General features: G+C 46.1%; 19 protein-coding genes. All 19 read right to left on the bottom strand.

Going from position 1 to position 21,114, the window contains the following annotated elements; translation table 11 throughout:
* Nucleotides 1–177 precede the first annotated feature (177 nt).
* Nucleotides 178–1,293, bottom strand: a complete 1,116-nt coding sequence (locus NTW12_14475; GenBank protein MCX5847536.1) for a glycosyltransferase family 9 protein — start codon at nt 1,291–1,293, stop codon at nt 178–180.
* Nucleotides 1,294–1,326: 33 nt separating this feature from the next.
* Complete coding sequence (locus tag NTW12_14470) at nt 1,327–3,237, bottom strand: nucleoside-diphosphate sugar epimerase/dehydratase (protein ID MCX5847535.1); 1,911 nt, start codon at nt 3,235–3,237, stop codon at nt 1,327–1,329.
* 15 nt (nt 3,238–3,252) lie between these two features.
* Nucleotides 3,253–3,813 carry a sugar transferase gene (locus NTW12_14465; protein ID MCX5847534.1) on the bottom strand — a complete coding sequence of 187 codons (561 nt, stop codon included), beginning with the start codon at nt 3,811–3,813 and terminating at the stop codon, nt 3,253–3,255.
* A complete protein-coding gene (locus NTW12_14460; GenBank protein ID MCX5847533.1) occupies nt 3,810–4,814 on the bottom strand; it encodes an NAD-dependent epimerase/dehydratase family protein in 1,005 nt (334 codons plus the stop codon). The genes NTW12_14465 and NTW12_14460 overlap by 4 nt, the downstream gene beginning before the upstream one ends.
* A gap of 1 nt (nt 4,815) precedes the next feature.
* The gene (locus NTW12_14455; GenBank protein ID MCX5847532.1) at nt 4,816–6,012 is read right to left on the bottom strand and encodes a glycosyltransferase family 4 protein; all 1,197 of its coding nucleotides are present in this window, start codon (nt 6,010–6,012) and stop codon (nt 4,816–4,818) included.
* Between the two features lie 52 nt (nt 6,013–6,064).
* A complete protein-coding gene (gene wecB, locus NTW12_14450; protein MCX5847531.1) occupies nt 6,065–7,192 on the bottom strand; it encodes a UDP-N-acetylglucosamine 2-epimerase (non-hydrolyzing) in 1,128 nt (375 codons plus the stop codon).
* Nucleotides 7,193–7,231: 39 nt separating this feature from the next.
* Nucleotides 7,232–8,134 (bottom strand): SDR family oxidoreductase, encoded by a 903-nt coding sequence (locus NTW12_14445; protein ID MCX5847530.1) that lies wholly within the window; start codon nt 8,132–8,134, stop codon nt 7,232–7,234.
* 82 nt (nt 8,135–8,216) lie between these two features.
* Nucleotides 8,217–9,359, bottom strand: a complete 1,143-nt coding sequence (locus NTW12_14440; GenBank protein ID MCX5847529.1) for a glycosyltransferase — start codon at nt 9,357–9,359, stop codon at nt 8,217–8,219.
* 20 nt (nt 9,360–9,379) lie between these two features.
* Nucleotides 9,380–10,342 (bottom strand): NAD-dependent epimerase/dehydratase family protein, encoded by a 963-nt coding sequence (locus NTW12_14435; GenBank protein ID MCX5847528.1) that lies wholly within the window; start codon nt 10,340–10,342, stop codon nt 9,380–9,382.
* Between the two features lie 5 nt (nt 10,343–10,347).
* Nucleotides 10,348–11,448 (bottom strand): glycosyltransferase, encoded by a 1,101-nt coding sequence (locus NTW12_14430; GenBank protein ID MCX5847527.1) that lies wholly within the window; start codon nt 11,446–11,448, stop codon nt 10,348–10,350.
* Between the two features lie 12 nt (nt 11,449–11,460).
* A complete protein-coding gene (locus NTW12_14425; GenBank protein MCX5847526.1) occupies nt 11,461–12,999 on the bottom strand; it encodes a hypothetical protein in 1,539 nt (512 codons plus the stop codon).
* Between the two features lie 43 nt (nt 13,000–13,042).
* Nucleotides 13,043–13,813, bottom strand: a complete 771-nt coding sequence (locus NTW12_14420) for an NTP transferase domain-containing protein (protein ID MCX5847525.1) — start codon at nt 13,811–13,813, stop codon at nt 13,043–13,045.
* Between the two features lie 8 nt (nt 13,814–13,821).
* Entirely contained in the window at nt 13,822–14,571 is a 750-nt protein-coding gene (locus NTW12_14415) for an SDR family NAD(P)-dependent oxidoreductase (protein MCX5847524.1), read from the bottom strand.
* A 57-nt stretch (nt 14,572–14,628) separates the two neighbouring features.
* Complete coding sequence (locus NTW12_14410) at nt 14,629–15,411, bottom strand: SDR family oxidoreductase (protein ID MCX5847523.1); 783 nt, start codon at nt 15,409–15,411, stop codon at nt 14,629–14,631.
* Between the two features lie 17 nt (nt 15,412–15,428).
* The gene (locus tag NTW12_14405) at nt 15,429–16,214 is read right to left on the bottom strand and encodes an aldolase/citrate lyase family protein (GenBank protein ID MCX5847522.1); all 786 of its coding nucleotides are present in this window, start codon (nt 16,212–16,214) and stop codon (nt 15,429–15,431) included.
* A 181-nt stretch (nt 16,215–16,395) separates the two neighbouring features.
* Entirely contained in the window at nt 16,396–16,821 is a 426-nt protein-coding gene (locus NTW12_14400) for a CBS domain-containing protein (GenBank protein ID MCX5847521.1), read from the bottom strand.
* The gene (gene kdsA / locus NTW12_14395) at nt 16,802–17,683 is read right to left on the bottom strand and encodes a 3-deoxy-8-phosphooctulonate synthase (GenBank protein MCX5847520.1); all 882 of its coding nucleotides are present in this window, start codon (nt 17,681–17,683) and stop codon (nt 16,802–16,804) included. The genes NTW12_14400 and kdsA overlap by 20 nt, the downstream gene beginning before the upstream one ends.
* Before the next feature lie 15 nt (nt 17,684–17,698).
* Nucleotides 17,699–19,177, bottom strand: a complete 1,479-nt coding sequence (locus tag NTW12_14390) for an oligosaccharide flippase family protein (GenBank protein ID MCX5847519.1) — start codon at nt 19,175–19,177, stop codon at nt 17,699–17,701.
* Nucleotides 19,177–21,108, bottom strand: a complete 1,932-nt coding sequence (locus NTW12_14385; protein ID MCX5847518.1) for a polysaccharide biosynthesis PFTS motif protein — start codon at nt 21,106–21,108, stop codon at nt 19,177–19,179. The genes NTW12_14390 and NTW12_14385 overlap by 1 nt, the downstream gene beginning before the upstream one ends.
* Nucleotides 21,109–21,114 lie beyond the last annotated feature (6 nt).

Genomic DNA, 21,114 nt, shown 5'->3' with positions numbered 1-21,114 from the left:
CTCTACCAGTCTATTCCTTTCATTGATCTCCCCCATGGTCAGCTCCACGAGATTGCCACGTCGCTTCGCTCCTCGCAATGACATTTGGTGTAGATTTTCAAAGGTCTCGCCCGATAAGGCTTTGATTAAAAAAACGTTTTCTCTATCATGCTCAGATGCAAAACAATAAATACCTTTTCAACAATGACTTGCGGCCTGCTCTCTAATCTGTTCCTGGATGACTTTTTGTACTGTTTCGACTTCGAGGGTTTCGAGGCATTGACTTAGTCCTGACCCATCGCATCCCTTTTTATAACACGGTACACACTCCATATCAGGAACGACGACTCGGTGTTGATTGCCTACAGGCGCCCAATCACGCCAATCGGACGGACCATAAATAATTATCGTCGGCGTTCCCACAGCAGCGGCGATATGCGGTGCAGCACTATCCACTCCAATATGAAAACTGCCCAAACTGAGCACACCGGCCAGTTCAGCCAGCGTTGTTCTGCCGGCAAGGTTGTATACAGTTCCTGAACATTTGTTCTCCAGTTCGGATGCCTTTCCCCCTTCCTCTTTACTTCCGACAATGGCTGTAGGAAATTGAAACTCATCCCATAACCAGTTGATAACACTTACCCATTTATCATAAGCCCATTCCTTGTACGACCACCGCGAGAATGGATTTATGGTAATCCACCGATGGGAAGATTCGGACGATAAAGGTTTCATGTTGCACTCAGTTAAAAGCTGGTAAACCCGCATCATGACCTGATCTGAAACCCAGAGACTGGGGACCATCGTTTTTGCGACAATGCCAAAACCCCGGATTATACGAAGGGACTGTTCCGCGGCGCCATAGACCCGTTCCTTCGGAGGAGCAGGTTCGACTAAGAGGTGGGTAAACAGCATGTTTCGCCAGAAGGGAACGTCATGATAGTAGAGCGACGCCCTCATAGGAGCCCCGGTTAAGCGGGCCACAATTGCACCGCGATCACCGGCACGAAGATCAAACACCAGGTCAAAATGCTCCTGGCGCAACTCTTTGATCAACCGTACTTGATCAATAGTATTATGCAAATGACCTTCGTGATCACGCTTCACTTCAAACGTTTTATAGATTGACGGATCTGGCTCCAGAAGGCACCCAAATCCCTCTCGAAGGAGAACCGATACATTGGCCTGTGGATAGGTTTCCTTAACCGCCCATAGTGTCGGTGTTGCCCAGACAACATCCCCTATATCACCCAATTGAATAATAAGAATGTTGTGGATATCTGTGCTAATCGTGTGATGATCGCCGATAATCATAAAAATTGGGCGCTGACCCTTTTTTTGAATATGCTATTTTTCGAGGACGGATTCCGTATCGTGGGGAGTATACTCGGGGACAATTTCTTGAAGTTTTCGCTTTATGGCCTTTGCATCGTGCCGCAGTGCTGCATCGTAAAGCGGTATCAGCTCGGTATTTAACCACTCCTGAAGAGCGCTGGCACTTCTCAATCCATTTAAAAACCCATCGGACCGAAGCACCATGATCTTTTCATGCTCCGTCGGCACAATACCTTCCCCTACGGTAATGAGCTCTTCGTACAGTTTTTCTCCCTCCCGGAGGCCGGTAAAAATGATCTTGATGTCTTTATCCGGCTCTTTCCCTGATAAACGGATCAGGTCCCGTGCCATGTCTGCAATGTTCACAGGAGTACCCATTTTGAGAATAAAAACCTCGCCGCCCCTCCCCAGGGCGCCTGCCTGGATGATCATCTGGGCGGCCTCAGGTATGGTCATAAAATACCGATTGACCTCGGGATGGGTCACCGTAACCGGGCCGCCCTGCTCGATCTGGCGCCGGAACAGGGGAATCACCGAACCTGATGAACCTACCACATTACCAAAACGGACGGCCATAAAACGTGTACCGTTTCCCTGGAATGATTGCAGGAGGAGTTCAGTTACGCGTTTGCTTGCTCCCATGACATTTGTGGGACGCACGGCCTTATCGGTTGAAACCAGCACGAATCGCTCCACGTTGTGTTCAACAGCCAGCCCCATAACTACCCTGCTTCCAATAATATTGTTCGTGACTGCCTCCCAGGGATTCTTTTCCAGGATAGGCACGTGCTTGTAGGCTGCCGCGTGAAACACTACTTGAGGGTTGAATTCTTGGAAAATCGATTGCATGAGCGTCTTATCCTGCACATGCCCCAGGATGACCCGGCAGTTTTGATAATCAAGCTCATGGTGAAGTTCCATCTGAATGTGAAAGAGATTCGCCTCACCCGCATCCACAAGGATAAGTTGACGGGGTTGATACTTGATTACCTGGCGGCACAGTTCCGACCCGATGGAACCACCACAGCCTGTAATTAACACGACACGTCCGCTTATATAGTTTCGGATACCCGCACTATCCAGATGAACGGGGGGCCGTCCCAGTAAATCTTCGTATTTCACGTCACGTAAGACTTTGACGCTCACGCGGCCATCGATAATTTCACCAATACCCGGCAGCGTTTTGTAGGTAATATCACATCCCTTGCAGAGTTCTACGATGTGCCGCATCTGTTCACCACTGGCCGAAGGAATGGCAATGAGAATTTCTTCAATCCTTTCTTCCTCCACCAACTCTTGCAGTTTCCCAATTATCCCCAGTACCGGAACGCCATGAATCGAACGGCCCTGTTTCTGCAGGTCATCATCAATAAAACCCACAACATCATAAACAAGGTTTCTATTTTCAAATATTTCTCGAAGCATCTTTTCACCGGCATCGCCCGCACCGACAATCAAGATACGTTTTTTGTATCTTTTATGGAAAGCCGCCATGCGATCGGAGTTAAGGCTTGGCGGGAAGGAAGTAAAATAAGCACGGATCATGAGACGCAACCCACCGGCAAGAACAAATGTCAGAATTCCATCCATTAAGAATACAGCCCGAGAAAAATTATGAAAACGGTATAAATAGAGGATCACCGCCATGATTAAAAGCATAGATATGAAGCAAGCCTGGGCTAATCGCCAGAAATCTCGGACACTCGTATACCGCCACATACCGCTGTAGAGACTAAAGCCGAAGAAAATAAAAAGTTTCAGTGGTATAAGCCAAATCAATATCGTTTTAATTTGACTGATTTCTTCCAGACTTAATCTAAATTCAAACCGAAATAAGTAGGCTGCCGTAAGCGCAATCGCAAAGAGAAGCGAATCGCTTAAAATCATCAAATATAATTTAGGATTTTTCAGTTGCCGGTGCATAATTTTATCAAATGGTTAGTGTTTAATTCCTCTTTTTCTTAAAACATTGACAGTTGTCATCCATACTATTTTTAAATCCAGGATAATACTTTTATTTTTCATGTAATACTCATCGTATTCTACTTTAAGTGGAATCGGAATGTCATCCCTGCCGTTTACCTGAGCCCACCCTGTAATACCGGGAACAAGTTTGTGAATTCCTTTTTTCATCCGCAGGTCAACGAGATCATCCTGGTTATACAAGGCCGGCCTCGGCCCAATAAAACTCATATCACTTTTCAATATACTCCATAGTTGCGGCAGTTCGTCAAGGCTGAATTTTCTGAGTAATGATCCGACGGATGTCAGGTAGAGACTGGGATCATCCATCAGGTGGGTTGCCATCTCAGGAGTATCCAATCTCATCGTGCGAAACTTAGGCATTCTGAATATGGTATTGTTGATACCCACCCGGTCGGACCAGTATAGTGCCGGGCCTTTGGAAGTTAGTTTAACAAACAAGGCAATAAGAATCATGGGGATGGATAAAAAACATAACAGAAGAAGACTCAACAAGACATCACAGATACGTTTCAAAGCGCGCCGCCTTCCCGCATCTCTTTGACCGTCTCTTCCCAACCCGTCTTTAAATCATAGTGGGGAACAAAACCCAGTTCTTTTTGAATGAGGCTGCCGTCCATGGCGATATCTTCGGTATATTTGTCAATCATCGCCCGTATTGCCGGGGGTTTTAAACCCATCGAATGGCCACCTTTTTCTATTATACCTGCAACAATGCGCGAGACTCCGACAGGCAACGACAATCGCGGCACCTTATGACCAATGGCAGCGCAGATCGTTCCAATAATCTCATTCATGGTATGGAAACGGCCATCCGAGACATTGAAAATCTTACCTGCCGCAGCATCGTGTGATGCAGCCACCACGGCAGCGCGCGCCACATCCTTGTCATAAACCAGTGTGCGCCGGTTGGAACCGTTCCCCACAGGGACGAAGCGGCCCCTTGCCAAAGATTGCACAAGCCGCTGATAGTTCCCCTTGATTCGCCCGCCATACACGGCACCAAGCCGCAGGACAGTTCCCAACCGTCTGCCGTCCGCTCGTTTGGCTTCGAGCACAATTTCTTCCGCTTCACGCTTTGTCTTGGCGTAAAACGTATCTGGGCGAGGGGGCGTATTTTCCGTTACAATCCGGCCATCGGACTGCCCATAAACAGCAATCGTACTGAAGAACACAACACGCCTGACATCAGCCTTAATGGCCGCACCAACTACCGTCGCCGTTCCCCCCACATTAATCCGCTCATATTTTTCTTTAAGCGCGAGTGGCGGATTGACAATATGCAGTAAAGCGGCCAGGTGGATAACCATTTCAACACCTTCCATCGCAGCACGCACAACCGATGAATCAGTAACATCACCAATAAGGGCTTCCACATCATCAGGCCACATGTTAACAGGCGGCGGATCGATGGACAGGGTGCGGATGGAATAACTTGCATCATGGAAGGCCTTTACGACAAGAGGCCCTACGGCGCCGGTGGCGCCGGTAATGAGAATGAGAGGAGAATAAGCCATGCTAATTTTCCTGACTGAAATGAGCCAGGATTTGTCCTGCTGCTCTTGAAACAGAAAAAGAATTTTCCAAAAGGGTGCGGGAGTTTTTACCTAACTGCCGGCGATAATTTTCGTCCCTAACTAATCTTCTGGCATAGGCAGCAAACAGATCATCTTCCCCATTCATGCAAACCAGTCCAGATTGTTGACCTTCCAGAATTTCTTTTAAATCATTTCCCGGATTTACACTGGCCAGAATGGGCATTGAATGATACATGTAGCCAAGCATTTTACCTGGAAAATTCTGGGTTCTCAAACCGCAATCGAGCGAGATCAAGCCGACATCAAATTCAGAAAGCATGGACAGGTATTCTCTTTGTCCCACCGCGTCGTGTATGGCTATATTCGTCAAACCCTTTGATGCAATGTCTGTCCTCAATCGGGGCACTTCACTTCCATCGCCCACCAGTAGAAAATAAGCAGATTTTTCACCCCGTAAATTTTTCGCAAGGCGGATAATATTGTCCATGTCCTGGGCCACACCAATGTTGCCGCCATAAAAAAAGACGACTTTCCCCTGTAATCCCAACCGCTCCCGGTATGCACTCGGCTGAATACTCTCCTCTACTAAGGCTGTCCAATTAAATAGCACTTCTAAATGATATTTCTTATCAAGACCATTTTCTTCAAAATAACGAAGGTTCGCCGGCGACTGAACGCCGATTATATCTGCCGCGTCGTAATTCTGCCGTTCCTTTAATTTGAAATATTTGTAAACCATTCCGTGACTTAACACGCCGGCATCCACCGCCCATTGTGGAAAGATATCACGCAAGATCAAATACGATGGGCAGGCGAAATGCTTCTTCAGCCCCTTTACGAGTGAACCAAAGAAGATTGTGGGAGAATAGTAAACAATCAGATCACAGGGATTTTCTTCAAAAAAACGACGCCCCTTTTCCCAGATGATGTTTGAAAGTCTGGCTTCGTTGAAGCCTCGCACCAATCTGGACGCTGTTTTAATTTTTCCTGTGCGTACCCGCAACACTTTGATGCCGCTTTCACTCGTTATTTCCGTATCTTTGAGAATGTTCTCATCAGGGGCGACGACTACGGGTTCATGACCCAGTCGAAGAAATTCCGTTGCAAGGTCATGAATAAGCTTTGCGCTCGACATGGTGCTGGGCAGATAATAAACGACAAGAAGTAAGATGCGCATGGGAAAAATTATGATATGCTCTTGAATATATAAAGATTTATTGCATTGAGGGTTATTTAAACCAGACCGTCCGATTTACGTAATCTGTATAACTCATAATTATGCGGAGAACTTTTTTCGAAACATTTTCTGTATCATAGTCCTGCACAAGTCTGAAGAGTCGATCACAAGCAGCAGACTGCGATGTTGCCACGTCGATGGCTTCCATGACGCTCTTAGCCTTCAACCCACACATAATGAGCGTGCCCTCATCCATCCCCTCAGGCCTCTCATGGGCCTGACGGATGGTTACAGCCGGAAAACTCAAAATTGAAGACTCCTCCGTAACCGTGCCGCTGTCGGAAACAACGCAGAAGGCATGCAGTTGAAGCTTCACATAATCAAGGAGTCCGAGGGGCTTTAGAAACCGAACCTGAGCATGAAGTTGGCCGACACCCATATCTTCCAGACGCTTGCGGGTTCGCGGATGGGTCGAAACAATCACAGGATAGTTATACCTCTCGGCTATGGCGGTTAATGAATTGAGTAGATTATTGAAGTTGACCTCAGAATCGACATTCTCCTCGCGGTGCGTGCTGACAACAAAATACTTTTTCTCTTCCAGCTGCAAAGCATTGAGAATGTCGGATTCATCAATCTGTAACCGGTAATAGGACAGAACTTCCTTCATGGGAGAACCTGTCTTGATCACCGTCTCAGGCTTTATACCTTCAGCCAGCAGGTAACGCCGGGCATGCTCCGTGTAGGGCATATTTATATCACTTATATGATCAATGATTTTTCGATTAATTTCCTCCGGCACCCTTTGATCGAAACAGCGGTTTCCCGCTTCCATGTGAAACACCGGAATCTTCCGGCGCTTCGCAGCAATCACGGCAAGACAACTATTTGTATCACCGAGAATGAGCACCGCATCGGGTTTCTCTTTTTCCATGACCTTGTCTGATCGCGCAATTATATTGCCGATGGTCTCGGCCACGTTTTCAACGGCGGCATCGAGGAAATAATCCGGCTTCCTGATTTGCAGCTGCTGGAAAAATATCTCGTTCAGCTCATAGTCAAAATTCTGACCCGTATGAACCAGAACGTGCTCAGTATACTGATCAAGCTCATGAATCACACGGCAGAGCTTAATCAGCTCGGGGCGCGTTCCAACTATAGTCATTACCTTGATGGCCATCTCTAAATCCTTTCTCCGGCAAAACCCGTATTTTAAACTCTAACGTGTTAATTGTTCTTTATCATCATAAGATGATAGATAGTGCTGATACATAAGATCAATCAGCTTTGACCAGGACGGCGGATTATAACCGGTCAGGCGGCGAAAAACGGTCGAATCCAATGATCGTTCCATGAAAAAATCGTCATGAGGCTCAATATCGATTTGCTTCCCATACCTTTCGGCGACCAATCTCAATAAGTCATACTTGGAGATTGGGTCCGAAGAGACGTGATAAATGCCTGTCAGGTGATCGTTGGGAATCACATACTCGGCGATGATTCGTGCAAATTCCAAGGTGGGAAAGCCGGAATAGATCGCCCTGGTGAATCCGCGAACCCTCCCCGCCTGGCTGAGAAACCATTCGATCAAGCCGAGCTTCCCCTTCAATTCATGCCCAATGATGGATGTACGCAGGGTGATGCAATGAGGTGGATAATCCACTTCTCCAAGAAATTTCGACCTCCCGTAAAGATCAACGGCATTTGATGGGTCCGCTTCTGTGTATTGGCCCTTACGTCCGTCAAAAACGCAGTCCGTGCTGATGTGAATCAGCCTTGCCCCCGCGGTCCGACAAACCAGCGCAATTCGATGCGGCAGTTGTGAATTGATGGTAATTGCCGAAAGGGGATCGCTGGCAATTGACTGTTGTTTGATAAGACCAATGCAATTAATTACCAGGCTGGGTTGTACGGATGCAAAGGAGCGGATGACTGTGTCAAAGTTGTCGGCATCTACATCAACATGCACTTTTTTCAACAACTCGGCAGAAAACCACCGCGACAGGTTATTTCCGATTCTGGCCGTCGCGTAAACATCCATATCTTCCCGCTGTGATAACTCCCTGAATAGTGTGTGTCCAAGCATCCCGGTACCACCGAGAATGAGTACTTTTCTTTGCATCGTCAATTCCTTTAATATTGTTTAGATATTATCCCATCAATACTGCAAAATGGACATCGCATAGCGATTATATGGATGCATCTTATGAAGCTCTCTCTAACAATATCCGGCTATAGAGGGCTATATATTGATGTATAACGTTTTCCCATAGATAATTTTCAGAGACATATCTTTTCAACTTTTCCCCCATTGTTTTGAGTTGAAGGAGATTATTGAGCAAAATCAAGAGGCCTTCCTGTATGCCATCCACAGAGGCGGGAACGACCATCCCGCCGCCAATACGAGCAACTTCGTCAAAACCACATTGATCTGTCAACAGCACTGGGGTTCCGTTAATACCCGCCTCAAGTGCGACTATTGACATGGCCTCCTGACGAGAAGGCACAACAAGAAGCGAGGCGGCTTTATAAGCCTGGAGCTTTTCCGTACCCCCTAAATATCCCAGAAAATGAACTTGTTCAGCAACCCCTGACTGATTTGCAGTAGTTTTGAGATTAGCCAATAATCCCTCATCCGGCCCCACAAAAACTAAATGGACATTCTTGATGCGGTCCTTAATATTGCAAAAAGCACTTAGAAGCAGATCAGGTCCTTTAATGGGATTCAATCGTCCAACAAACAAAATGAATGGAAAATCATTGAGGTGAAAAGTTTTTCGAAAGGACTTCTGCTCTCCTTCCCAGCTTACCTCATTGCTGATCCCGTTGGGTATGACCGATACCTGATAAGGAGAAATCCCATAATTACGAAAATGCTTAACTTCTTCAGTCGTAACCGCAATATGACCATTTGCCCGGCGAATGATGCGGTTGCCTATAAGGGTATTGTAAATTTTTTTTATCACCTTGGATCGCCCATACACTGGAAGTGAACCTGCAGGGCATATTACATAGGGCTTCTGAAGGCGGTACGCTGCTTGGTAAACTAAAGCATTTAAAATGGTCCAATGATTCATCAGGTGAATTATATCCGCCTCTGCCACAATCTTACTAATTGGTCCCCACATCTTCCGGGGAATGTAAAATCGCTTAAATAAAACCGGTAGTGCTACAATCTTTACGTTCTCCATGGAATTCTGACGCTCCGGCGTCAATCCCACATCCGTCGTTAGTACCGTACAATCCACACCTGCCCTAGTCAGATAAAGGCTCATTTGAAATGTTCGTTCGGCCGTTCCGCCACCTGTCAGTGGATCAATCGACATGTTTACATTTAAAATCTTCATAAAGGAGTACTTATCAACCATCATCCGATGGCTGAAGCTTGACGTTCTTTGTACCAGTTTGCAAATGACACCAGACCCGTCTCCAAAGATGCAACTTTCTTAAAACCGGCATTCAGCATTTTCCGGGAATGGTATATCCGGTTGGGATTGACGTTTGATTTTCCCTCTAATTTTAAAAGGGTTCTAAGAATCGGACTGGGTACTGGTAATCTGGGGATAGCATAATCCCTGCAGCCAAGATGACTCATCAGCAATCTCTCCACATCTCGGTAGTTGTTCATGGGGTCGTCATCAGAGATTATAAAGACATCTCCGTTCATCTTCCGATTCATGTCTGCTAAAAAAATCAGAGCCGATACTACATTTAAGACGAAAACGAGATTCATCCTGCGATGATTAAAAAGAGATGATCTCAGATAGTTGATAAACCGGTTGCCCTGGATCAAATCGTCCGCCATTTTCAGCAGATTTTTTCCACCCTTTCCGAAAACTGCTGTCGGTCGTAGTATGGCCAGCTCAAAATGATTGGCCGATAGAGCCACAAGCAAGGATTCTATCTTATATTTTATACTCTCGTAGCCTGGTGTTGGATGACACTGTGTCTCTTCTGTAATATCATCTTCAGAAACAGCACCCACAACCACAGCCGTGCTGCAATGTACCAGTTTTTTGATCTGAGCGCTGCGACAGGCAATGGCAAGATTGGTCATGACCGCAAGGTTGTCTTTTTCCGAAGCATTCCTCAAATTAACCAGATTGATGACTGTACATCCGGGTTTGAGAAATCCGGACAGACTTTCCGGTTTCAGCAGGTCACCTTCGAAGACGATTATGTTTTCCTTTTTCATCAGATTTTCAATGGTATTTGAATGAAAAAGGAGGCGAATATCCACATCCTGCCGATCAGACAGCTCCCCGAAAAGATGCCGTCCGATAAAACCTGTTGCCCCTGTGATGGCAATGCATTTACGATTAGGATTCATTTTTGCTATTTGTCGGCAACTTCACAAATAAAGTTGGGAACTTTCACCCCTATGGTTGAAAAGTTTATGTATCTGAAAGTCTGAATATATCTGTGCATATCTTCAAACAAGTGAAATGACAATCCTCCTCGCCACTTGCTCAATATGCTATGTAACACATCTTTCAACTCGTGCTTTTGAGAAGAAGTATAGGACCGTCTTCCGAAGAGCATTTTTAAGTAACTCCTCAATAACAGATAATCTATATCTCTCCGGGCAGTATGAAGCTTTAATAAAAGCCCTTCAAATAGTGCTTCGTTCTTCCGCAACCGATCACTGTCCAGATCCTGCGGGCCAAAAACAAAAAAGCGGTAAATATCTTCTGCTTGATCAAAAGACAGAGTATCGCCAGTCAAGGCCAGGGCAAGGTCACAAATAATCTGTGATGCTTCCTGGATGGATCGCCCTCTACCATGCGATGATCCAAAACTATCCTGATCTACAAGATAACCCGTCAGAACGTCTCTCAGATTCCAGAACCTGAAACCGTTTTGCAATGCCTGGGCCCAGAGACCATAGTCAGCGAGAATCCTGTAGGAATCATCATATCCGCCCAACTCAAGGATCCTGTCGCGACGCATCATCACGCTTACATGGACCACAGGAGAGGCAAAAAAAATCCTTTGCAAAATTGTTGACGGTCTGTTTGGCATAAAAACATTGCCACACAAGTTACCTGCCATATCGTATTGAAATGCCGCTGTTCCCAGGATATCAACATCTGAATGATTCTCAAGATATTGGAACTGTTTTTTTAAACGCTCCGGAGTAGAAATATCGCCTGCATCGGTCCGGGCTATGTATGTTCCACGGGCATTTTGGAGACCAATGTTAAGTGAAGCAGTCTGACCCATGTTCCGGGTATTGTTGATCAAAATAATTCTATCATCATGATATTCTGCGATAATGTTTTGTGTTTCATCCTCGCTTCCGTCGTTCACTATAATGAACTCGAAATCTTCAAATGATTGTGACAATGTCGAGGCGATGGTGGGCTTCAGAAAACGCTCGCCATTGTACACAGCCATAACAACCGATATTCTTTTATTTTTAGTAGTATGATTCATTGCAGCTCGATGCTACGATACTCTCGAGAGAATATTCGCCAACACCGTAACATCCCAGGGCAGAAAATAGCGTCTGCAATAATCGTAGGCAACTTTGAACTCCTTCGCTTGAGAGTTTCGATCATCATTAAGATCAACATTGATAATGCGCAGGAAATCTTCCGGAGATTCGATCGTGACTCGGAAAGTGTTGAGTTCATGCAACGGGTCGATGGATAGTTCATCCGCCAGTTTCAGATAGATAGGCCGCAGACCGGACAGCACAGCCTGCATGACAGCCGTTGTCCCCCGATAGAGGGCCCACCGGCATCGCTCCAGGTCTTGGTCGATGGGCATACGGGACATTTCGACATTGAAAGGGAGCTGCCGGAAATTTTGATTTTTCGCTGCCAAGGCTTCAAAGGACAGGATCGGATGCAGACGCCAAACGAAATGAATATTCGGCAGAGCTTGCGCACACACTATGGCGAAATTGAACAGGATGTCGCATTCACTGGCGATGCCCTCCGGAATGACCAGACATGTGGGCTTACATGCATGAATCCTTCTCTGCTTACGGCCTGCGTTTTTATCTTTTTCGTGATGGCCAACCAAACCACGATTGGAGCCTAGAACAGTTACCGGAATCCCGCGGAGCCCGGGCGACCTCGAAAGTTGTGCCTGTGTAATTTCTCCTGCCGTCAGGATATGATCGGGATTGTATTGTGGACTGAGGTTACGCCTGATGGCGTGCTGAAGCTTAAACAGCGCGGCATGTTGATAGCCGATACAACGCACATCCGTGAGTGATCTGCGTGCAGAAGCGAAAGCCACGCGCTCCCAGGCATGGCCTTCATAGGTGATCACGATTGCTTTCGGTTGCAGTATGGCTGTCAGTGCGCCGATCTGCGACGCCATTCGTAAAACTATAAGCGATCCGCCCGACAAGGCTTCTTCAGCTGCCCGGGCAAGAACGCGCCTTGCCAATCCTGGGTTCTCCTTTTTGGTCAGTTCTCTCAAACGGCGGAACTCCCTCTTGAGGCGCCGACGAAGAGTCACCTCTTCCAATAACCGAAGTGAATCCGAGATGATCACCCGCGGGACCGGACTCCCATTCCATCTGGCAGCTATTGGCTTGGCATCCTTGCCGGTATGGTTGATCAGGGCGATCACCGCAGAGTGCCCGCGGGCAACAAGTTCGTTGGCCAATCCGGCGAAATAAAAGTCTTCTGCATTACCCGCATGAGACTCGTTCAGAAGGTGGGAAACAAATAAAAAATCCACGCCTCTCGGGAGTTCCTTCGGCCCGAACCACGGCTGCCCATTCGCACGCAGCGTGCTCATAATCTGTTTAAACCACCCTGCCCTGTTGCGGAAAAACGACCACCACTTACGAACAATCGAACTGCCACCCTTGGAAGGTTCAAAAAGATCAATGTAAGTGCTCAGAAAAACCGGGTGCTCTCGAATGACATGCAACCATGGGATGGAAACTCGCTCAATCGTTGGATCCGGCGCCAGCAGCACTTGATCGCAGGCCTCGCAGAGCTTTCGATATTGTTCATCGTTCAAACCAAGGCCCACCACACACTATGAAAATCTTTTCCCATCACGATCAACTCAAAATCCTCTCCAGCAATGTCCGCTGTTCAGCATTATAGCGAATGTAATCCAGCACAATATCTGCTTCTTCAGGTTCATTTACCGAAGGCAGGCTCGGACTGACAGGAATAGACCGCAAGATGTAGCCGTTCTCAATTATGCGCATCTGTTCGATGAACTCAGCCCGTTCAATCGGCGATGAAGGAAGAGACGTGAGGTGCAGCAAGAAATCCTTGCGGTAAGCAATAATCCCAAGGATCTTCCTCACAAAAGATTTCTGCACATCGAAGGAACTGTAGCAAGGCGACCGACGAAAGCAGTAAATAATACGATTTGACCCCGAAAAAGTGCACTTCACAAAGGAATGACGATCAAGTTCTTCGACGTTATCAATGGGTCCAGTAGCGTTCCAAGCATCGCCCCCAGGTTCAGCAGCAATTGCCTGCGCAAATATATCCAAGTGGCGGGGCAACAAAAGGGGCTCATCACCTTGCAGTAGCATCACATGGGTACAGTCAATATCTTTCACCGCCTCGGCAACCCGGCTGGTGCCATTGGTGTGTGTATTAGCCGTCATGATGACTTTTCCGCCATATCCACGGATTACCTCGGCGATCTCCTCATCGCACGTCGCTACGTAGACTTCCGAGACAGCATTAGAGAGCAGCGCACGTCGCCGGACATGCTCGATCATGGGCAGACCATGAAAAGGGAACAGAATTTTGCGAGGGAACCTGACCGAGGCGAGATGCGCGGGAATAACGGCAACAATTTTAAGTGTCATAGGCTTCACTATTGCGGAAAGACACCGCAATCAACGTTGATGCATTGACCGGTAATCGCTGATGCTGCTTCTGATGCCAGAAACAAACACATCGCAGCTACTTCTGCGCCAGTTGGCAATCTCTTTAATGCGGCATTATCGACGGCGAATTTAGAAATGAACGCTTCAGGATCTCCTTTTGCCGGCCCATAGGGACTTTTCAAGGCATGTATCAGACCCTCGGTAGGAATAAGCACAGGGCACACGGCATTCACGCGAATTCCGCGCGGACCGACCTCTTTCGCCAGCGCCTGAGTCAGGCCATTCATCCCGAACTTGGAAGCGCAATAAGCCGAGTTGTTCGTGCTCCCGCGTTTTCCGGCAATGCTGGAAATATTGATGATGCTGCCACCTTTGGTCATCGCACTTACTGCGGCTTTGCAACCCCAAAAAGCGCCTTTCAGGTTTGTACCGATCATTTCATCAAAAAACTTCTCATCAATCTCACCAATTGGACGCCATTCAGAGAAACCGGCATTGTTAACATATACATCAAGTCGGCCAAATTGATCGAGTGCGCGTTTAGCGAGAGCTTGATGCGCCATTGCATCCTTCACATCTGTGTGAACAAAGGTTATCTTATTACCAAATCGATTCCCCAAACCAGACTCCTGACGCGCACCAACGATCACCGAATAGCCTGCATTGACAAAAGCTTCGGTGATGCTCAAGCCGATGCCGCGATTACCACCGGTAACAACAACAGTTCTTTGATTCATAATTCTATTCCTATAAATTGTAGTTCCTGAAGTCCATTCCGATAATCCCCGAAAGCCTCATATGGTCATACAGGAGAAGCCACCATCGACTTCGATCTCCGCACCGGTAACGAAACTGGACGCATCTGAAGCAAGCCACAACGTGGCGCCGATTAATTCGACAGGTTCACCATAGCGCCCCATCGGGGTATGCCCCAGAATAGCCGCCTCGCGCTCTGGGGTGATGAAGTTCTTGCGATTCCATTCAGTTGGGAAAAAACCGGGGCGTAATGCATTAACTCTGACCCCCTTTGTTGCCCACTCACGGCCCAAGTTCTGCGTAAGGTTCTTAATACCTGCCTTGGCAACCGAGTAGGCAAACGCTTTGGAAAGCGGGGGACCTGAAGAAGCCGATGAAATATTAATAATCGAACCCTTACCGCGCTCAACCATATAGCCCCCGAAGACCTGGCAACCGAGAAAGGTTCCCGTGATCTGAGAGTCAAGAACGGCATACCACTCCTCAAGGGAAAGTTCCAGAAAAGGGTTCGGATTGTTAATACCGGCGCCGTTCACGAGGATATCGACCTGTCCGAAGGCCGAAAGCACTCGCTCGAGCGCATTAACATGTTCCTGCTTTTTTACGACATCAATGGCGATAGAAATAACCTGATCAAAGCCTGTCGCCCTCAACTCATCTTCGACCGCCTTGGCTTTTTCCGGCCTCAGGTCCAGAACCGCAATCGCACAGCCCGCACGGGCGAATCCTCTGGCCATCTCACTGCAAAGTGAGCCACCGCCACCGATCACGGCCGCAACTTTGCCTTCCAGATTAAATAATTGATTTAGATAAGAGTTCATAAAAAATTCTTGAATCTCTAACGCAGTGATTTGATTAGACCCTGCATCTGTTCCGCCCACTTCCATAATACGAACAGATCGGATCCCAAAATGGCATAGGTATACCCGAGATCAAAAATGGCTTTTACGCTTTCTATTGTTGCATCCGCCACTTGCGTTCCACAGCTCTTGCCGCGACGTTCGCACGCGGCGATCACCTTGCGCGACGCCTCAATCACCAGCTGATGCGAGGTCTGACCCGGTACGCCGAGAGATCCGGAAATGTCGTAGGGCCCAATCATCACGCCATCGACCTCGTCAAAGGCCAATAGTTCTTCAATATTTTCTACCGCTTGAATTGACTCGACCTGAATGATGAAGGTTGAAGTCTCGTTCCAGTTCTGTATATAGCTGTCAAAGTCAAAGCCATAGGCCTGGGCACGGTTTACACCATAACTTCTGCGACCAACCGGCGGGTATTTCAAGTGGCCAATGAGAGTTTCGATCTCTTCGGCGGTGTTTACCATCTGAACTAGCAAACCGTCCGCCCCCGACTCCAATAAGGGTTTGATCCAATCATTCGACTGAGAGACCGGCCGCGGAAGGCAAGGCACCCCCTCGCTCTGGCTGGCTGCGATGATACGTTGGGCCTGCTCTAACGAGATGGTGGAGTGTTCCATGTCGATAGCGATGAAATCAAGGCCTGCACGGGCAAAGGTTTCCGTAATTGACGGGTGGGCGTAAGACACCCAGCCCGCAAACAGGCGCTCACGCCGCCGCAGCTTTTCTTTCAGTGCTGATCGTATTGGGAAAAAAGAGTTCATAGTTCCTGCCTTTCAAAAATCGATTATGCAAAGCGTTCTGTTCATAGCTGCCTTTTATGATGCCAACTTCACAAGCCGATGGCAAATTGGACCGTCATAAGGCCTGTAAAAGGGCAGTAATACCGAAGCATCTTTTCCTTGCGGTTGCTGCAATATTCGATTGCCGCCTGTCCCGGATAAATCATTCTTGCTCACTGAGCAATGCCTTAATGGCGGGGTGCAGGTGTAATAAACCCACCAGTTTACCGTCCTCATCCACTACGGGAAGATCCCATATCTGCTTATTGCCCATCAACTCAACCGCCTTCACCAACGTGGCTGTTGGCTGGATCGTAATGGGAGACTTTATTGAATGGACGAGCGCATCATCTATAAAAAAGGCTGAGAACGGCTTTTGCACCTTGAGCAGCTTGCGCCGGATATCGCCATCCGTGAGAATTCCCAACAGCTTGTCGTTGCTATCGACAATACAGGCGATTCCCAGCCTTGATCGCCCCATGGCATCGAGAGCCTCTTTCAGGATCTCTCGTTCGCCAATGACCGGGAACCGATCTGGTAGCAGCATGACCTGGCTGACTCGCATAGTCTCATTTTTCTTGATGGACATTGTCTTCTCCATATTTATCTAATAGTTCTAACCGCAATTCGTGCACGGCCCTTGCCTGACACAGAATATTTTCGAGATACTTGATATCCAGCACCGTGTTAGCATCGGACATTGCGTTGTCGGGATCGTCATGAACCTCCATGAACAAGGCATTGATGCCGCACGCAGCCGCAGCGCGAACCAGATGAGGAATAAATTCCCGTTGACCACCAGAAATGTTCCCCATGGATGTTGGTAACTGAATAGAATGCGTAGCGTCGAAACACACGGGGTAACCGGTCTCCGCCATGATGGGCAAGCATCGCATGTCGTTCACCAACATATTATAGCCTAAAAAGGTTCCCCTGTCAGCCAGAAGTATCTGGTGATTGCCGCTTGCCTCAATCTTTCGGACCGAATTTTTCATATTCCAGGGGCTCATAAACTGCCCTTTTTTCAGATGAATTGGTCGTTGGGTCTGTGCCGCTGCTCGGAGCATGGAAGTCTGACGACAAAGGTACGCAGGCACTTGCACCATATCACAGACTTCACCGGTTGCCGGCCCCCAAGAGGGATCTGAGAAATCGGACACAACCGGAACGCCGAATTCCTCACGCAAATCTGAAAGGATGCGCAAACCGTGGTCCAGCCCAAGTCCATGAAAGCTATCTGGGGAAGATCGACAATCTTTGTCGTAACAGGACTTGTAAATCCATGGAATATTCACGCGACGACAAATAGCATATATCATCTCCGCCATTTTGAACGCATGATCGCGGCTTTCGATTGCGCAGGGGCCGCCGATAAATACCAATGGCAATCGGTCACCAATCTTTACCTTGGCAACAGTGCCATAACCGACTTCGATCGTGATCTTCCGCATGTATTTCTTCCTATTTTATAGTGATTTTGAGTATCTGTAATCATCCTTTACGGGAATGATCATATTTCTTACAAGAAGATAATTCTGTTTGGTCAGTACATTTAACTTAATGCCAAGATACAAATAGCCAGTCAATGATATCAGTTTAACAACTACTCTCATCTCATAAGGGATATTAAAACTTCTCAGCAGAATCATGGCTAATGTAGAACCGAAAAATATTAGAAAAATTGAGGCTATCTTTCCATACTCCCATTTGATTTCATAATACTGCTGCGAAACAATGAATGAGACGGTGCCAGATATAAGTCCTGCTAAAAGAGTCCCCCATGCAGCCCCAACCGCACCCCATTTCATAATAAAAGGTATGTTTATTAGTATATTCAATCCAATGCTCACCGCAGTAAGGACTGAAGTAATATATGTTTTTTTTGCATATATAAGTTGAGGCTGTTTCCCGAAGAAATACGATCCATATAGCATAGATAAAATCATAACAATTTCGATAGCGCCATGGTACGATTTTGGTGTTAGGATACTTATGATTTCCTCGGCAAAAAGGGAAACCATAAGGCCCATTGAAATTGAAATGTACAGAAACGGTGTGAGATAACGCCCTACCGATTCGCCACCTTTTTCGCCCAGATCAAACATACGCTTGTATACTTGCGGGGAAAAAACATTTTGGATGGCCGTCATGTAACTGAACACAATATACCCCACTTTCTGCCCGATGTTGTATACGCCTACGCCACCCACTGTGTTCAAAAGGCCTATCATATATTTGTCAAACTGACTGCCGATTACTCCAAAAAAAATCCTTGGTGTTAGAGGCAAACTGAGTTTCAAGGAATCTTTCAATGCTTCCCCGTTGAAAGACACGGGAAGAAATCGGACAAATCGAAAAGAAAGAATGGAGAAAATTATGCAACTCGCCAAAAGTTGTCCCCATATTAGCCCAATGACGCCAATCCGTAAATACGCCACCATGAACAATGAGAATAAAACCCCAAGTAAACTCTCGTCGATCGTGTACCATACAAGAGCCTTCGCGTTTTCAGTATTCTTGAAATATGTCAGGTAGTAGATCTTCAACCCCACGATGCCGGTAGCGCAATAAGACCAGAACAATATATTTGCATGATCCGGAGAACCAATAATCCATCCTGAAAGCTGATATTTGAATAGATAGGTAAATAATCCGCAGATAATAAAGGCTATAATGACGAACAGCAGGGTTGAATATAACAATCCAGCAACATTTTTTGTTTCTTTATGCTCAAAAAAGTTCCTCTCGTATCCGATAGTCAGACCGAAATTCGCAACCCCGTTCATAAAAATGGCGTAAACTTGTGCCAGCGCCCATACGCCATAATCCGCCGGTGTCAGAATTCTTGTAAATATGGGCAGCGTCAAGATGGGAATCAGATTGCCGACGATCACAGGGAGAAGATAAATAAGGCTGTTTTTAATCTGTTTTTTTTTGCTAATCATTATGAAACGTGGAAAAGATCCCGAAATCTTTCAATAGCTTTACCATCTCGGAACGGATCCATCAGTGGGTAACCTTCAGGAATAGGATTACGGTAAGTTTTCCCCTCGCTTTTCATATGCATCAAAACGGTTTCTTTTAACTCATCATATCCATGAGTAACGATATTTTTAAATTCAGAATAGACATTATGACGGTAAAAACTTTGGGAATCATGCCAAATTGCAGGGTGATCAACGCTGAGCGCCTCAATAGTGGTGGAGGTAAACGGAAAGGATATACAAAGATCTGATTCCCCTATTAATAGTGATGTATTCGCATCTCTTGTGAGTACACGCAGACGAGGATTTTGAGACATATCGTTCAGTATTTCAAGTAGACGTGTACCCTTTATTGGATCGAGTTGAAGATGGAATTCCTGTCTTTTTTTTTCTTTTACGATAATAACAACATCTTCTAATTCATTTGCAAGGCGGATGATATCCTGTAGAAATGTGATCGCCTCATCATAAGATGTTATGCCTTTTACGGTATATGTTGATGTAAAAACGACGATTTTAAACTTATTATTTAATAGCTTTTTTTCAATTTTGAATTCTGATGGATAAATCGATGTATTTTTGTTCTCAATGTGCTGCGACCACAAACAACCAACAACTTCTATATTTTTAAAAGTGCCAGGATGCATTGAAAAATATTTACCAAGATCTTCATACCAGGTTATGAAATGGTCGTAATAAAGATAAGTCCAGAAGGGATGAAGATTCCATCGTCCATTATCTTCTCTGAAATTAAGGCTGAAATTGCTGGCATCGGTATAATACCACGTTTGTGCACCATGCTGATTCAAGGCGATGTTTCTGGATATATGGTAGTCTCCAAAATCTGCATGGGTAATAAAATGCTGAACCTTTGTTTTTGATAAAATATACTTCCAACGCAGATAATTAAACAGGTTAGCTGCCGCAGTCTCGACCTCTCTGTAACCAAAGGGAAGTTCTTTTAATGAGCACGCTAATAGATGCCTCCATTGTTTCCCATCGGAAAAAAACCGTCCGGGTGCTGGAAGTGGTATTACATCGGAACCAAGTTTATGCAAAGCTGTTAAATATTCTGGTTGCATGGGTACCAAAGGAAAATAGGCAACCTCTGATTTTTTGATTGTATGATTGTCTATCAGAAAATCCGGTCCCCTATTATTTCCTCTGAACTGCCGTTGCGGTGAAATAACTGCGATGCCATATTTGAATCCTCTACCAGACATTTTCGGCTGCCGGGATAAAATGAGGCTAGCGAAAAATTGACATACTATTTTGATGAAAATACTCGCACTTTTTTTGAATGCCGTGACAGAAGATCGCCTTCGTGAAATGGTAGAAAATTTTATATGGTTATCAGTTTGTATCGGTATCCCGCCAGTTTGAGTGATCATGTATTCAAGCGATTTGTATAAATTCACATCGATCGGTGCATGAACAATTAATTCTCCATCCCCTAAAACATGCCTAACTTTTTCAAAAGTTAGGTTTATAGAAAAAAATATGGCAAGTTGTTCACATAAACGTTTTTTGAATATGCGTTCCGCCTGTTCGGAATCTAATTGCTGTATAATAGCAGATATCAGATTTCTATGCTGCGACAAATAAAATGGATATACCTTCTCTACATGCTCAACCGCACGTTCGGCGGCCAATAAATATATCTCTCTAGAATATAGTGAATCGGCGCTAATAAGTTGAATACGTCCCTTTTCCAGCAAAGATTCAATGAACGGAACTAACGGAGGAGGGAAAAACATTATTTTTCCCTGGTGATGATACGCATAAAAGGGTTCGATTACATACACCGGAACGCCACGATTAACTTGTTCAAGGACAAATCGCCGGTCTTTGTTACTGGGCGCTTCCAGTATAAGTTTTGTTGTTATCCTCATTTAATA

Source organism: Deltaproteobacteria bacterium (assembly GCA_026388545.1).
GTDB lineage: Bacteria > Desulfobacterota > Syntrophia > Syntrophales > UBA2185 > JAPLJS01.
Note: the sequence above shows the minus strand (reverse complement) of the source record. Positions and strands in the feature narration are given on the sequence as shown.